Raw genomic sequence first — 14,548 nt, 5'->3', positions numbered from 1 at the left:
GGACAAGCATGAGTGGCGAGAACATTTTCACCGGACTCACCGAGGAGCACGACGGCGACGCCCGCTGGGCCTTCGGGACCGGCTTCACCGAGGCGCTCGCGGGCGTGGACACCACCCTGCCCGCCGGGGTCGACGGTGCGGACCTGGCGGTCTACTGCCAGATGCTCGGCGACGACGCGCTCGTCCAGTCGCAGCGCCTGGTCCAGTGGGTGACCGACGCCCCCGAACTGGAGGAGGAGGTGGCCCTGGCCAACATCGCCCTGGACCTGCTCGGCCAGGCCCGGCTCCTGCTGGCCCGCGCCGGACAGGCCGACGGCACCGGCCGTGACGAGGACGCCTTCGCCTACCACCGGGACCCCGCGCAGTTCCGCAACGTGCGCCTCACCGAGGCCCCGCGCGGCGACTTCGCCCACGCCGTCGCCACGCTGCTCGTCCTCTCCTCCTGGCGGTTGGCCCTGTTCACCCGGCTCGCCGACAGTGCCGACCCGGTGGTGGCCGCGATCGCCGCCAAGGGCGTGAACGAGCTGGCCTACCACCGCGAGTACGCCGTGGCCTGGACCCTGCGCCTGGGCGACGGGACCCCCTACTCCCACGAACGCATGGGCGCGGCGATCGCCGACGTGTGGCCGCTCACCGGCGAACTCCTCGCCACCCACCCCCTCGAAGCGGCGCTGGCCGCCCAGGGTGTGGCCGTGGACCCGGCCTCCGTGCGCGACGAGGTCCACGACGTCCTCACCCAGGTGCTGACCGCCGCCACCCTGCCCGCCCCCGAAGCCTTCCCCCGACCAGTGGTCGCCGGACGCGACGGCGAGCACACCGAACACCTCGCCCCGCTGCTGGAGGAGCTCCAGAGCGTGGCCCGGGAGCACCCGGAGGCGACATGGTAACCACCACGGACACCCGGCGGCTCCTCTGGGAGGCGGCCGCCGCGGTCACCGACCCCGAACTGCCCATGCTCACCCTCGCCGACCTCGGCATCCTGCGCGAGGTCACCGTGGAGGAGAACGGCACCGCCGCCGTGTGGATCACGCCCACCTACTCCGGGTGCCCCGCGCTCGCGGAGATGCGGGTGGACGTGGACCGCGCCGTCCGCGCCGCCGGGTTCGACCGGGTCGAGGTGCGCACCGCGCTCTCCCCGGCCTGGACCACCGACTGGATCACCGACGAGGGCCGACGCAAGCTCACCGAGCACGGCATCTCACCCCCCGGCGGTGCGCCCAAGCGGCAGGCGGGGCCCGTCCCGCTCACCCTGATGCCCACCCGCACCGTGCCGCGCTGCCCGCTGTGCCGTGCGGCCGACACCGAGGAACTGTCCCGGTTCGGCTCCACCTCCTGCAAGTCTCTGCACCGCTGCCGGTCCTGCCTCGAACCGTTCGAGCACGTCAAGGAGATCTGACCGTGTCCACACCCGTCACCGAGACCGCCGGGGCCCCGGTGCGCGGCTGCGCCGCGTTCCACCGGCTGCGCGTGGCCGCCGTCGAGCGCCTGTGCGACGACGCCGTCGCGGTCACCTTCGACGTACCCGATCACCTGACCGAGGAGTTCGCCTTCGCGCCCGGCCAGTCGCTGACCCTGCGCCGTGAGGTCGACGGCGTGGAGGAGCGGCGCAGCTACTCCATCTGCTCCGCCGTGGGGGAGGCGCCCCGCGTGGGTGTGCGCCTGGTCGCCGGGGGACTGTTCTCCAGCTGGCTGGTCCGGGAGGTCGAGCCGGGCTTCGAGATCGAGGTGGGCGTGCCCACCGGCCGGTTCAGCCCCGACCTCACCCAGGCCGCGCGCCACGTGCTCGTGGCCGCCGGTTCGGGGATCACGCCGGTCCTGTCCATGGCGGCGTCCCTGCTGCGCCGCACGGACTCGCACGTCACCCTCCTGTACGGGAACCGCCGCAGCGACACGGTGATGTTCGCCGACGAGATCGCCGACCTCAAGGACGCGTTCGGGCCCCGCTTCGAGCTGGTGCACGTGCTCTCCCGCGAGCCCCGCGAGTCCGAGCTGTTCACCGGCCGACTGGACGGCGCGAAGCTGGATGCGCTGCTGTCCACCATCATCGCCGCCGACGCGGTCGACCACTGGTGGCTGTGCGGGCCCTACGGCATGGTCACCGACGCGCAGGAGGTCCTCGCCCGACACGGTGTGGACGGGGAGAGGGTCCACCAGGAGCTGTTCTTCGTCGAGGGGGCGGAGCCGCCGCCCCAGGCGCGCCACGAGGAGCCCGAGGTCGAGGGTCCGGCCAGCGAGGTCACCGTTGTTCTGGACGGTCGCACGACCACGCTGACACTGCCCCAGTGTGTGCCGGTGCTGGACTCCGCGCAGCGCTACCGTCCCGACCTGCCGTTCGCCTGCAAGGGCGGGGTGTGCGGGACCTGCCGGGTCAAGGTCTGTGACGGTGAGGTGAAGATGCGCCGCAACTACGCGCTCACCCCCGCCGAGGTCGAGGCCGGGTACGCGCTGGCGTGTCAGTCGTTGCCACAGACCGACACCGTCACCGTGGACTTCGACTCGTGAGCGGTGCCGCGTCCGAGGGACGCAACGAGACCGCGTGGCGGATGTTCGAAGCCGACCGGGCCTCCAAGGGACTGGGGATGCGCCTGGTCGAGGCCCGCGACGGGTACGCGGTGGTGGAGATGGTCGTGGGGCCCCTGATGCTCAACGGCTACGACATCACCCACGGCGGGTTCGTGTTCGCCCTGGCTGACACCGCCTTCGCCTGCGCGTGCAACCTGGACGGCGGCGACGTCACGGTGGCTTCGGGCGCGGACGTGACCTTCGTGGCCCCCACCAAGGAGGGGGATCTCCTGGTGGCGACCGCCGAGGAGAGGGTTCGGTTCGGGCGCAGCGGCGTCTACGACGTCACGGTCCGTCGGGGTGACCAGGTTGTCGCGGAGTTCCGGGGGCGCAGCAGGAGCCTGCCGCAGAAGAGTTGATGGGTGTGGGGCTGGGGTTCGAGGCTGGGGACTGAGGGTTTCACGGCCCCGGCCTCTGACATCATGTGCACTAGATGTGTGGCTGTGAAGGTCAAGCGGAGATAACGGCCCGCGTTGTCGCAGGTCATTAAGCGTGAGCCCCGCGCACGCGGGGATGGACCGCGAACGTCGGGCAGCGGGCTCGTTCGGCGTGAGTGAGCCCCGCGCACGCGGGGATGGACCGCCGATGGCCTCGATGGCGCACGCTCGCCTGCCGTGAGCCCCGCGCACGCGGGGATGGACCGCCGCCACCGGCCGCTTCCGTGGCGCCATCCCCGTGAGCCCCGCGCACGCGGGGATGGACCGAGACTCCTACCGAAGTCGCACAGGACCACCCTGTGAGCCCCGCGCACGCGGGGATGGACCGCCCGTGACTCTGCTCGGCAACGCCGAGTACAGTGAGCCCCGCGCACGCGGGGATGGACCGGCCACATGCCCGCCCCGGACTACCCGCTCCCCGTGAGCCCCGCGCACACGGGGATGGACCGCGCTGCTGCGGCACCTCCGTCGGCGTCATCATGTGAGCCCCGCGCACGCGGGGATGGACCGGTGGCCCACTACAAGGACCGGGTCCGCAGTCGATGGACTATTTGGCCCGCGGGCCCAGGTCCGAGACGACCAGAGAGCTACAGAAGACGCTTAACTCCGGGAAGTGTTGAGCCGATGGGTGCGGCCCGGTACCCCCAGGGCGCCGGGCCGCTCGCGCTGTTTTCTGGGCGCCCAGTCCGTCCCGTGGTCATCTCCAGCGTGTGGAACTCAACCTGGGGCATCGATGGTGAACGGTAGTTGGCAATTCGTGGGCGAGTGACCTTCTGGTCCTGTGCAGCGAATCCTCACGGACGCCCCTTTCCCTTGGCGAATTGATCAACTATGAAGCACTCGATCACGCTTTGTTCTCGACCAAATACGCCCCATCAGTCATTGGTGGTTTTCGTGGTTACCTCGGGGTCATGACAGGAGGGCTGCCAAGAGCAGCGGAGGAGACCCCTCTCCAACCAGGACATCCCCTTGGATACTTCAGAAAGGCGGCAGAGTGAAGAACGCGAAGTCGTTCGGCGAGCTCTTCGTCACCCATGTCGAGAACTTCACCGAGTACTGGCACGACGGCGGCTCGCGAAGCCAGAAGCCGGTCGGTTTCTGGCAGCCCAACATCCCGGACAACTATCGGGCGCTGGGCACGGTCGCGATCCCGGGGTGGGGCTCCAAGAACCTCCCGCACGCGGGGGTGCATGTGGTGGACGAACACGTCGTGGCCATCTGTGTGAGGCAGAACCCGACCGTTCCTGCCGCGCGCCCCGAGCCCTCCCTGGCTGACCCGGTCGACTACGAGCTGGTTTGGGACGACAAGGGCTCCGGGGCCAGGTACAAGTGCTCCCTGTGGCGCCCCATCCCGCCTGAGGGCTACGTGGCCATGGGCCTGGCGGCCTCCGACGACTCCTACGACAAGCCACCGCTGGACGCGGTGGCCTGCGTTCGCGAGGACCTCACCCACCGCGCGGTGGCTTCGGACGAACCCGTCTTCACCGGCCAGGGACTGGGCACGAAGCACGACGTCAGCGTGTGGCGCAACAACGCGCCCCCGAAGTACGTCGACAGCCCTGACAGCTCCCACGTGCTCATCGCTCCGAACACCTACGTCGCCCACACGTCCACCGATCAGCCCAAGCATCTGCCTGAGATGCGTGTGCTGTGCCTGCCGGTCCCCTCAGACAAGAACGTGCGGCCAGCGCAGCCGGAACTGGAGGGCCGCACCTCCCCGGCTGGCGTGACCCCCGAGTTGCTCACGAACGCCGCGTGGCTTCCCTTCGAGGCGGTCAAGGACGACGAGCGGTCCACCGAGTGGAAGCTGGCGAACTCGCCGTTCTACCGGGTGGAGCGCAGGGCGTCCTGGACCCTGCTGAAGTTCTTCAACAACACCACCGACGCCGCCCAGAACGTCGGCACCACGGTGACCACGGGGGTGGAGGAGGAAGAGGCCCAAGCCTTCAGCGTCAACACCGGGTTCTCGTATGCGGGAACTGGCGGCTTCTCCATCGGTGTGGTCACCGCCTCTGTCACCACGACCCTGAGTCTGGACTTGGGCTTCTCACGTAGCAGGTCGACCAAGAAGCTGGAAACGCGTGCTGACAACGTGAGCATCAATGTTCCGGCGAACCACGCCGGGGCGCTGTGGGTGGCGACCAACTCGCTCCAAGTGGTCCGTGGGGATGGAACCCTCGTGTCGGAGCCTTTGGTCTTCTACTCCTTCGACAACTTCCACGCGGATCAGTTCCCGGACAACCCGGAGCACACGAACGTGACCACCACGGGCGGGGCCCCGACCCAGGTCGGCATCATCAAGAAGCCCGGGACCGCGGGCAAGGCCACTGCTGGTGCGGGGGCCTCCAAGCGCTCCGCGAAGGCCTAGCTTCCCCGGGACGTTCGCCTTGGACCAGAGGAGCACGCCCCTCCTGGACGGCGAAGGCCTCCACCTGGCGGGTGGAGGCCTTCGCCGCGCCTGGAGCTCAGGGCACTCGCTGAACTGCTCGGTTGCCAAGGCCCTGAGAGGTCCCAGACCTCACCGATCCGCAGCTTGTGGGGCCGTCGGATCTGGGCGGTGGTGATGGCGTGGCCGGAGCGATCGTCGGGACTCAGTGCACTTCGGTCCACCTCGCGTGCGCGAAGTCGAGTTCGCGCGAGGCCGGTCCGTACTGGTGGGTCACACGGTAGGCACCTCGTCCGTAGTCGTAGGTGATGTATGCGGCCCAGTACTGGCGGCCGTCGTAGGTGTAGCCGGTCTCGTGGAGCTTGCCGGTCGTGGCCCAGGCCCCGTGTCCGTAGTCGGCGGGGTAGCCCCTGGTGGCCCACTGCCACTGGTTGGCCAGGTAGCCGTCGGCCCCGGCCTGAGCGGGTTCCCGGTCGTAGAGGGCGACCGAGTCCCACGCTCCGGGGTTCGCGACCTGCCACTGGAGTGAGATGTGGCCGCGGGACTCTCCCAGGGCCAGGAAGAGGTCGGACATGCGTTTCTCCGTTTCGATCAGAACGTCCTGGACAGCCGAACCCGCCGCCGGGAACTTGCCTCGGGGCAGCGGGTCCCGGGTCTGTCAGTCGGCCATGTGCAGGCACATCACCTGTGTGCTGAGTTCGTCGTTGACCGGATGGAAGGGCACCAGGACCGGAGCCGACCGGTTGGTCAGGTCCGAGAGGGCGAAGGGACCACGCACACCTCCGTCAGGGGAGAGGCCACTCCAGCCCAAGGCCGTGTTGTTCAGCGCCTCACTGACCGCCAGAACGGCGGAGGTCCCGCCCGGGATCGCCCAGCTCGCGATTCCCGCCCCGGTGGAGGTGCGGTGTCCGGCGATCTTCTCCGGGGCCGACCAGTCGTCCTGCCACACCCGGGTGCTGGAGCACCACAGCTCCTGGCTGTCCCTGTCGGTGAAGGCGCAGTAGAGACGGGCGTCGAAGTCCTCCAGGAGCACGGCCACGGACGGGGGCGTGTTCGTCGACCAGTACGAGGTGGGCACGCCCTCGGCGCGCAGGGGCTCGGCCGGCTGCCAGGTGCCTTCGTTGCAGACGGTCCGGTAGAGGGTTCCGCTGTCGTCGGCGCTGCGGTAGAGGCAGTGCAGGACCCCGCCCGCCGACGCCAACGCGGGCACGGTCCAGGAACTCTGGCCCTTGATGGTTTGGGCCGAGCTCCACGAGGTGCCGTCGAAGGTCGTCTCGTACAGGTCGGCGCTCTCGTCGGCGCTGCGGTAGACGCAGTGGAGGAGGCCGTCATCGTGTACGGCGAGAGCTGGCCGGTTCCATGACCTCTGACCCGGCAGTTCCTGGTTCCTGAGGATGCCCTTCTGGCCGGGCCCCGTGGCGTTCAGGTCGAACCGGGACCAGTACAGGGCGGTGTCCGAGCCGCCACCGCGGTGCACGCAGTAGAGGCTGTCCTGGTAGACGGCGGCGGCCACCCCGCTGGAGTGCACGTTGTCCAGGGGGAAGGCGACCTCAGGCCCCCACCGCGTGCCGTCGAAGACGGTCCAGCGCAGTTTGGTCCCCTCGGCCGAGGTGTCGATGCTCCTGGGGTCGACGGTCGGGGTGTGGACCGCGGCCGCGTCGTTCCAGTCGATCTCTCCCGGGGTCGGCACGATGACGAAGATCGCCAGCCAGCTCGCGTTGAGGACGACGCCCTTGTCGTTCTTCTCCAGGCCCATGAGCAGGGCTTCGCTCAGAAGATAGGCCTCGATCGCCCAGCCGATCGGTTCGTTCTCGATGGTGGCGAGGACGAAGTGCACCGGATCGAGGGCCTCGTTGGCCTCCTCGATGGCCTCGACGACCGGGGCGCTCAGGTGGAGACGGTATCCCCACCACTTCTCCTCGAGCTTGACGTGCCAACCCTCGGGGGCGGTGTCACTCATCTGGGCTCATTCTGTGTGGAGGTCGGTTGTGGAGCCTCCATGGTGGGCCCGCTGGGTCGTGGCTGGCGGTGATGTCCCGGAAAACGGGGGTGTGACCGGCCGGACTGTTCGGGACATTTCCCTTTTGCGGGGTGCCTTCAGGCTGACCGGAACGCCCTTCCGGTCACGAGAGGCCGACAAAGCGGGGACCCCGAAAGGACGGACTCCCTCCGTCAAGGTGTCCGGGGCGTAGGAAGGAGGGCATCTCGGGATCCTGAGGGGTGCACGTCCGACCTGGGTGCTGGAGGAGTAGGACCGCTGCTGTGGTGCGGGAGCCGTGTTCTCCTGTTGGGGGGCGTTCCGCCCCGGGGAGAGGAAACGGCGTCTCGGGGAAGCCCCCGAGTGGCAGAGGCCGCTCGGAGGCCCGTTCACCTACGAGGAGGTCCCGGTCAGGCCTGTTTTCCCTCGACGTAGTCGATGACCGACTGAACGGTCGTGAACTCGATCTCCTCGTCAGGGATGAGGATGCCGAACTCCTCCTCCAGGCCCAGGGCGAGTTCGATCATGCCCAGGTCGTTGGCCTGGAGGTCCTCGGTCAGGGACGCGGTGTTGACGACCTGGTCCTCAGGGACGTCGAACTGAGCGGCGATGACCTTCTTGACCCGCTCCTCGACGGTCGCGGCCTGCGCGCTCCGGCCAGTCTGGTCGGCCGACACGTGGTCGCTCGCGGTGGTGCCGACTACGGCCGGAATCGCCTGCTCGAAGGTGGACTCATCGGCCATGGCCGGACCGTGGGCCAGGGTGAGCGCGACGGTCACCGTGGTGGCGAACGCGGCGGTGTTGAACAGCAGCGGGGTTCGCAAGAATTCTCCAGCTCTCACATCGACTAGCTTTCATTACTCAGAGTAGCGGGATGGTGTCGGAGGGATCAATTTCCCGTCGGCGGATCAAGTCCACTGCCCCGAGTGAGCGGGCCTGTGGCACGGCTTCCACCGCCCGACACGCATGGGTCGCTGTCAACGCCGAGCTCCTATGCCACCGCGCCGGCCGCGAGCTCTCGAACGACTGAGGGCAGAGGAAGAGCGATGGCGTTGCCCTCCATCGCAGCCAGCGCGCCCTCCTCAGTGATCGCACCACCCGCTTGACGCTCTTCACTCGAAGCCCACGTGGCGGGGAGAAGGCGGGACAGCGCGCCCACCGCACTCTCGCTTCGGTACGTGAGCGCTAACAAGAAGGAGTCAGGGGAGCTCCCGGCAGACCCGTGAACATTGAACCTTTCGGGCGAGTGGGATATGTTAGCGCCAACTCAACCGCACCATAGGGATTCCCGGATCACACCGCCAGCCAAGGAGTCACGGGTGGACCACACCTCCTCATCCACCCGGACGAACCGCGACCCCGCGATGACGGACGTCGCCCGGCTCGCGGGGGTGTCCCACCAGACCGTCTCCCGCGTTCTCAACGGGCACCCCAACGTGCGCGAACAGACCAGGCTGCGAGTACGAGCCGCCATCGAACAGCTCGGCTACCGACCCAACCGCGCGGCCCGCACACTGGCGACCGGCAAGTCCCAGCTCATCGGCGTGGTGGCGCAGAACTCCACTCTCTTCGGACCTTCATCGCTGCTGGCCGCCTTCGAGCTGGCCGCCGCCGCCCAGGGCTTCGTGGTGAGCGTGCGCCGGGTCCGGGTCCTGGACCGGGGCTCCATCACCGCCGCGGTGGAACACCACCGCGAACAGCGGGCAGCGGGAATCGTGGTGATAGCCCCCACCGCCGCCGCCGACGCGGCCCTGACCGAGGTCCCGACCGACGTCCCCCTGGTGGCGGTCGACGGTGACCCCGAACGCGCCGGGGCCGCATTGGTCACCGTCGACCAGGAGGCCGGGGCCCGGCTGGCCACCCGGCACCTGCTGGACGCGGGGCACGAGACCGTCTGGCACGTCAGAGGCCCCGAGGACTGGTTCGACGCCGCCGGTCGCCAGCGGGGGTGGCGACAAGCCCTGGAGGAGGCGGGCGCGGAGGTTCCGCCGGTCAGTCCGGCCGACTGGAGCGCCGCCTCGGGTTACCGCGCGGGGCTCATGCTCGCCCGGATGCCCGAGGTCACGGCCGTGTTCGCCGCCAACGACCATCTGGCCCTGGGGATCCTGCGGGCCATGTCGGAACGCGGCCGGTCCGTACCGGGGGACGTCAGCGTGGTGGGGTTCGACGACGTGCCCGAGGCGGGCTACTTCATCCCGCCCCTGACCACCGTGCGCCCCGACTTCGACACCGTGGCCGCCGAAGCACTGAGCCTGCTGCTCTCCGGAATCTCCGGAGAACAGCAGGCCGAACGCCGCATCGTCACCCCGACCCTCGTCGAACGTCACAGCGTGGGTGCTCCGGCCGGAGACTAGACGGGTTCCGTCGCATGCGCAGCAGGTAGGTGTGGCCAGCCGCGTCAGCCTGCCCCACGCTGTCCTGCTCGCTGAACGCAGCTCGCGACTGCGCGGAGGGGCTAGGGCCTCCATGACCGATCGTCCTCGGCGCGCTCCTCACTGGTGATGTCCTGGCTCAGCGGTGCGAGCCGTGCCACCACGACCCGAACACCGCCAGATCGTCGTGTGTACCCGCGCCGGGACAGAAGGTGAATAAGCGCCAAGGCGATCTGAATGGATTTTGGAGTACCGTCGTCAGAAGAGGGTGTCGCTGAGGAGAATGATCGCTCCTGTGTCATTGATTGTGCCGCATTGCGTATTCCGAACGTCGTGTGGCCTGACTGGATTGATCGCGACTCCGGTGCGCACCGGGAGTGTCCTCCTGTGCCGCGTTCGGGGAGGATGGGGCCTGCACCTTAATGCGAACAAGGGCTGGAGGTCTGTTGTCTGTTGTCATTTCCGGAGCAGGTGGATACCTGCCCGATGAAGAATTCACCAATTGTCAGGTCGCTGAACAATCGGGCCTGGGGCGGCGGTTGAGGGCGGGGCCTCGGAGCCCTGGGAGGACTCCGGGACCAAAGCCGTGGGCCTGCTCGCAGTGGATTCCGGGCCCCTCCGATGCGGAGCCGACCGGCAGTGAACTCCGCGCACCCGGGAGGGCGGACCGTGATCAGCGCGAAGTCCCGGTAGCGCGGACCTGCCCCCGGGGGCAGGGGCGCAGGTCATTTCGCCAGGCCCGATGGGGACGTCGAGCGAGACCGCCCTCGCACGTCCGTGGCCGCGGACCCGCCTCACGTCGCGGGTCCGCGGCCACCCGCGTGCTGTCAACTCAGGCCGGGGAGCTCCCCCCGGACACCCGTGCGGGTTCGCCGCCGCCAGTGGGGCCGCCACCACCGGCGCGTGAGCGCATTCCGGGCAGGATCGGCCCCGAACCGCCCACGCGCTTCTTGTTGTAGATGTCGAAGGCCACCGCGAGCAGCAGGACCAGCCCCTTGATGAACTGCTGCCAGTCCACGCCCAGGCCGATCAGCGACATGCCGTTGTTGAGCACGCCCATGAACAGGGCACCGATGACCGCGCCGATCACGCTGCCCACACCACCGGACGCGGAAGCGCCGCCGATGAAGGCCGCCGCGATGGCGTCCAGCTCGAACATGGTGCCCGCGCCCGGGGTGGCCGCGTTCAGCCGGCCGGTGAAGATGAGCCCGGCCAGCGCCGAGAGCACCCCCATGTTCACGAACACCCAGAACGTCACTCGCTTGGTGCGGATCCCCGACAGCGCGGCGGCCCGCTCACTGCCGCCCACGGCGTACACACGCCGTCCCATGGTGGTGGAGCGCATCACGAACGCGTAGCCGCCGATGAGCGCGATCAGCAGCACACCCACGAGCGGCAGACCGTTGTGCCCGGCCAGCGCGTAGGTGAACGCGACGATGGCGGCGGACACCACCACCGAACTCGCGACCGTCACCGCCGCGGGAGGCACCGGCAGGTCACGGGCGAGGGACCGGGCCCGCGAACGCCACTGGACCCACACGATGGCCGCCGCCCCGGCCACGCCGAGGGCGAGGGTGGGCAGGTGGAGCCCGTCCGTCTGCCCGGGCAGGAACCCGCTGGCGATCACCCGCAGCGACTGCGGGAGCGGAGCGATGGACTCCCCGCCCAGGGCCGCCAGGGTGGCGCCCCGGAAGATCAGCATCCCCGCCAGGGTGACGATGAACGCGGGAACCCCCACGTAGGCGATCCAGAAGCCCTGCCAGGCGCCGATGGCCGCTCCCAGCAGCAGCGCGATGGGGACCACGACGAGTGTCGGCAGCCCCCACGAGGTGAGCATGATCGCCGACATCGCGCCGGTGAAGGCCACCACCGAACCGACCGACAGGTCGATGTGACCGGTGATGATCACCAGCATCATCCCGATTGCCAGGATCAGGATGTAGGAGTTCTGCATGATCAGGTTGGTGATGTTGAGCGGGGTGAGGAGCAGCCCTCCGGTGAGGACCTGGAACAGGATGATGACGGCCACCAGGGCGATGGCCATGCCGTACTGGCGGGTGTTGCCCCGCAGCAGCCCCCTCAGGGGGGTTCGGGTCGGGTGGTTCACGTCGGGTCCCCGGTTCGGGTCATGAGTCTCATCAGGGTTTCCTGGTCGGCGTCGGCCGCCGCGACCTGGCCGGTGACGCGCCCCTCGCACATGGCGTAGACGCGGTCGCTCATGCCGAGGACCTCCGGCAGCTCGGAGGAGATGAGGAGTACACAGGCGCCCTCGGCCGCCAGTCGGCGCACGATCAGGTAGATCTCGTACTTCGCGCCCACGTCGATGCCACGGGTGGGTTCGTCCAGGATCAGAAGTTCGGGTCGTGTGAACATCCACTTGCCCAGCACGACCTTCTGCTGGTTCCCGCCGCTGAGGGTGCGCACGGTCTGGTCGACCCCGTGGCTGCGCACGCGCATGCGTTCGCTCATGCTCCGGGCCTCCACCGTCTCCAGCCCCGGGTCGAGGACCCCGTGTGTGGAGACCCGGTCCAGGGCGGCCAGGGTGGTGTTGTGCCGGATGTCGTCGTCCAGGACCAACCCCAGCGACTTGCGGTCCTCCGGCACGTAGGCGACCCCCGCGGCGATGGCGTCGGCGACGTCGTTCACGCGCAGCTCGGCGCCGTCACGGAGCAGGCTGCCCCGGACGTAGCGGCCGTAGGAACGCCCGAACAGGCTCATCGCGAACTCGGTGCGTCCCGCCCCCATGAGCCCGGCCAGCCCCACGACCTCGCCGCTTCGGAGGGTCAGGTCCACCCCCTCGACCATGCGCCGTCCCGCCTGGGTGGGGTGGTCCACGGTCCAGTCGCGCACCTCGAAGCGGACCGGCCCGATCTCACCGTCGGGATCGGGGTAGCGCTGGTCCAGGTCCCGACCGACCATCCCCCGGATGACGCGGTCCTCGTCGATCGAGGGCCTGCCCTGGTCGTCGCGCTCCACGGCCAGGGTCTCCACGGTGCGGCCGTCGCGCAGGATGGTGACCTCGTCGCTGACCCGCATGACCTCACCGAGCTTGTGTGAGATGAGCACGCACGCCACTCCCTGCTCGCGCAGGTCCAGGAGCAGGTCCAGCAACCGGTCGCTCTCGGCCTCGTTGAGCGCCGAGGTCGGCTCGTCCAGGATCAGCAGCCGCACGTCCTTGGCCAGCGCCTTGGCGATCTCCACCATCTGCTGGGCGCCGATGCTCAGCGCGGAGACGGCGGTGGCGGGGTTCTCGTCCAGCCCCACCCGCAGCAGCAGTTCGCGCGCCCGGGCGTGGGTCGCCCCCCAGTCGATGACGCCGAACCGGGTCTCCTCGTGGCCCAGGAGCACGTTCTCACTGAGGGACAGCTGCGGGACGAGGGCGAGTTCCTGGTGGATGATGGCGATTCCGGCCCGCTCGCTGGCCGCGACGTCGGAGAAGGCGCGGGGCTCCCCGTCCACCTCCACCAGCCCGGTGAAGGAACCCGCCGGATGCACGCCGCTGAGCACCTTCATCAGGGTGGACTTGCCCGCGCCGTTCTCGCCCATGAGGGCGTGGACGCTTCCGTGGGCCACGTCCAGGGAGACACCGTCCAGGGCCCGGACCCCGGGGAACTCCTTGCGGATGTCGCGCATGCGCAGCAGTGGCCCCGGGGCAGCGGGCACGCGGTTCGGGGTGCTCATTCGAGGTCGGTCTCCTCGTAGTAGCCGCTCTCGACCAGCACCGCGTGGTAGTTGTCCAGGTCCACCGAGACCGGCTCCAACAGGAACGAGGGCACGACCCTGGCGCCGTTGTCGTAGGTGTCGGTGTCGTTGACCGGCACCTCCTCGCCCGCCAGGATCGCCTCGGACATGTCGACGGTCTGTGAGGCCAGCGCGCGCGTGTCCTTGAAGACGGTCTGGGTCTGCTCCCCGGCGATGATGGACCGCACCGAGGACAGGTCGGCGTCCTGCCCGGTGACGATCGGCAGGGGGCGGGACTCGGAGCCGTAGCCCACCGCTCGCAGGGACTCGATCACCCCGAGGCTGATGCCGTCGAAGGGCGACAGGACCGCGTCGACGTCCTCCCCGGAGTAGTTGGCGCTGAGCAGGTTGTCCATCCGTGACTGGGCCACGGCACCGTCCCACCGCGGCGTCGCGATCTGTTCCATGGAGGTCTGCCCGCTGCGCACGTCGAGGGTGCCGTCGTCGATGTGCGGTTGGAGCACCGACATCGCGCCCTCGTTGAAGAAGTAGGCGTTGTTGTCGTCGGGGGAGCCGCCGAACAGCTCGATGTTGAACGGACCGTCCTCGTTCTCCAGGTCCAGCGAGTCGACGATGTACTGCCCCTGGAGCACGCCGACCTCGAAGTTGTCGAAGGTGGCGTAGTAGTCCACGTTCTCGCTGCCCATGATCAGCCGGTCGTAGGCGATCACGGGGATGTCGTTGCTGGCGGCGGTGTCGATCACGTCGCCGAGCGCCTCACCGTCGATGGACGCGATGACCAGGACGTCCACCCCCCGCGTGATCATGTTCTCGATCTGGGAGATCTGGTCCTGGACGACGTCCTCGGCGTACTGGAGGTCGGTGCCGTAGCCGCGCTCCTCGAACTCGGCGACCATGTTGGCGCCGTCGTTGACCCACCGCTCGGACGACTGGGTGGGCATGGCGATGCCGATGACGCCGTTCTCGCCCTGGGGGCGGGCGGCGTCGCCGACCCCGTTGCAGGCGGTCAGGGCCAGGCCGACGCTGGCGAGCGCCGCGGCGAGGGGTAGGAGTGGTGGTCGTGACATCGGGGCCTGCTTTCCTGGGGTGTGTCGGAGGGGAGGACCGGCGC

The 14,548-nt window shown here is 69.1% G+C and carries 12 protein-coding genes and 1 CRISPR repeat array; of the genes, 6 read left to right on the top strand and 6 right to left on the bottom strand.

Going from position 1 to position 14,548, the window contains the following annotated elements:
* The first annotated feature begins 8 nt into the window (after positions 1 to 8).
* From paaC to BDW27_RS06940, 5 genes are all read left to right on the top strand, one after another.
* Positions 9 to 887 (top strand): 1,2-phenylacetyl-CoA epoxidase subunit PaaC, encoded by an 879-nt coding sequence (gene paaC, locus BDW27_RS06960; protein ID WP_110048668.1) that lies wholly within the window; start codon positions 9 to 11, stop codon positions 885 to 887.
* Positions 881 to 1,396 carry a 1,2-phenylacetyl-CoA epoxidase subunit PaaD gene (paaD, locus tag BDW27_RS06955; protein WP_110048667.1) on the top strand — a complete coding sequence of 172 codons (516 nt, stop codon included), beginning with the start codon at positions 881 to 883 and terminating at the stop codon, positions 1,394 to 1,396. The genes paaC and paaD overlap by 7 nt, the downstream gene beginning before the upstream one ends.
* A gap of 2 nt (positions 1,397 to 1,398) precedes the next feature.
* Positions 1,399 to 2,502 carry a 1,2-phenylacetyl-CoA epoxidase subunit PaaE gene (gene paaE / locus BDW27_RS06950; RefSeq protein WP_110048666.1) on the top strand — a complete coding sequence of 368 codons (1,104 nt, stop codon included), beginning with the start codon at positions 1,399 to 1,401 and terminating at the stop codon, positions 2,500 to 2,502.
* 41 nt (positions 2,503 to 2,543) lie between these two features.
* On the top strand, positions 2,544 to 2,921 hold the full coding sequence (gene paaI / locus BDW27_RS06945) for a hydroxyphenylacetyl-CoA thioesterase PaaI (RefSeq protein ID WP_110048820.1): 378 nt from the start codon (positions 2,544 to 2,546) through the stop codon (positions 2,919 to 2,921).
* Positions 2,922 to 3,054: 133 nt separating this feature from the next.
* A CRISPR array of direct repeats spans positions 3,055 to 3,509; the repeat unit is 29 nt; unit sequence GTGAGCCCCGCGCACGCGGGGATGGACCG.
* A 484-nt stretch (positions 3,510 to 3,993) separates the two neighbouring features.
* Positions 3,994 to 5,367: a Vps62-related protein gene (locus BDW27_RS06940; protein WP_110048665.1), complete on the top strand. Its 1,374-nt coding sequence runs from the start codon at positions 3,994 to 3,996 to the stop codon at positions 5,365 to 5,367.
* Between the two features lie 223 nt (positions 5,368 to 5,590).
* On the opposite strand, the gene BDW27_RS06935 is transcribed toward BDW27_RS06940, so the two are convergent.
* From BDW27_RS06935 to BDW27_RS06925, 3 genes are all read right to left on the bottom strand, one after another.
* The gene (locus BDW27_RS06935; protein ID WP_110048664.1) at positions 5,591 to 5,959 is read right to left on the bottom strand and encodes a hypothetical protein; all 369 of its coding nucleotides are present in this window, start codon (positions 5,957 to 5,959) and stop codon (positions 5,591 to 5,593) included.
* 84 nt (positions 5,960 to 6,043) lie between these two features.
* A complete protein-coding gene (locus BDW27_RS06930; RefSeq protein WP_110048663.1) occupies positions 6,044 to 7,345 on the bottom strand; it encodes a hypothetical protein in 1,302 nt (433 codons plus the stop codon).
* 428 nt (positions 7,346 to 7,773) lie between these two features.
* Positions 7,774 to 8,040, bottom strand: a complete 267-nt coding sequence (locus BDW27_RS06925; RefSeq protein WP_233515680.1) for an acyl carrier protein — start codon at positions 8,038 to 8,040, stop codon at positions 7,774 to 7,776.
* 642 nt (positions 8,041 to 8,682) lie between these two features.
* Here BDW27_RS06925 and BDW27_RS06920 point away from each other — a divergent pair.
* On the top strand, positions 8,683 to 9,717 hold the full coding sequence (locus tag BDW27_RS06920; protein ID WP_199560563.1) for a LacI family DNA-binding transcriptional regulator: 1,035 nt from the start codon (positions 8,683 to 8,685) through the stop codon (positions 9,715 to 9,717).
* A gap of 850 nt (positions 9,718 to 10,567) precedes the next feature.
* Here the strand turns inward: BDW27_RS06920 and mmsB are convergent.
* The 3 genes from mmsB to chvE are packed head-to-tail and all read right to left on the bottom strand — an operon-like array spanning position 10,568 to position 14,504.
* Positions 10,568 to 11,842: a multiple monosaccharide ABC transporter permease gene (mmsB, locus tag BDW27_RS06915; RefSeq protein ID WP_110048662.1), complete on the bottom strand. Its 1,275-nt coding sequence runs from the start codon at positions 11,840 to 11,842 to the stop codon at positions 10,568 to 10,570.
* On the bottom strand, positions 11,839 to 13,416 hold the full coding sequence (locus tag BDW27_RS06910; RefSeq protein ID WP_110048661.1) for a sugar ABC transporter ATP-binding protein: 1,578 nt from the start codon (positions 13,414 to 13,416) through the stop codon (positions 11,839 to 11,841). Before BDW27_RS06910 ends, mmsB begins: the two co-directional genes overlap by 4 nt.
* The gene (chvE, locus tag BDW27_RS06905) at positions 13,413 to 14,504 is read right to left on the bottom strand and encodes a multiple monosaccharide ABC transporter substrate-binding protein (protein WP_110048660.1); all 1,092 of its coding nucleotides are present in this window, start codon (positions 14,502 to 14,504) and stop codon (positions 13,413 to 13,415) included. The genes BDW27_RS06910 and chvE overlap by 4 nt, the downstream gene beginning before the upstream one ends.
* Positions 14,505 to 14,548 lie beyond the last annotated feature (44 nt).

The organism is Nocardiopsis sp. L17-MgMaSL7 (assembly GCF_003182025.1).
GTDB lineage: Bacteria > Actinomycetota > Actinomycetes > Streptosporangiales > Streptosporangiaceae > Nocardiopsis > Nocardiopsis prasina.
The sequence above is the reverse complement of the archived record's forward strand: the minus strand, read 5'-3'. Positions and strand labels throughout refer to the sequence as shown.

Excerpts from the sequence above, each read along its gene's own strand:
- paaC (WP_110048668.1), top strand. The coding sequence starts at position 9 with ATGAGTGGCGAGAACATTTTCACCGGACTCACCGAGGAGCACGACGGC.
- paaD (WP_110048667.1), top strand. The coding sequence starts at position 881 with ATGGTAACCACCACGGACACCCGGCGGCTCCTCTGGGAGGCGGCCGCC.
- paaI (WP_110048820.1), top strand. The coding sequence starts at position 2,544 with ATGTTCGAAGCCGACCGGGCCTCCAAGGGACTGGGGATGCGCCTGGTC.
- BDW27_RS06935 (WP_110048664.1), bottom strand. The coding sequence starts at position 5,959 with ATGTCCGACCTCTTCCTGGCCCTGGGAGAGTCCCGCGGCCACATCTCA.
- BDW27_RS06930 (WP_110048663.1), bottom strand. The coding sequence starts at position 7,345 with ATGAGTGACACCGCCCCCGAGGGTTGGCACGTCAAGCTCGAGGAGAAG.
- BDW27_RS06910 (WP_110048661.1), bottom strand. The coding sequence starts at position 13,416 with ATGAGCACCCCGAACCGCGTGCCCGCTGCCCCGGGGCCACTGCTGCGC.
- chvE (WP_110048660.1), bottom strand. The coding sequence starts at position 14,504 with ATGTCACGACCACCACTCCTACCCCTCGCCGCGGCGCTCGCCAGCGTC.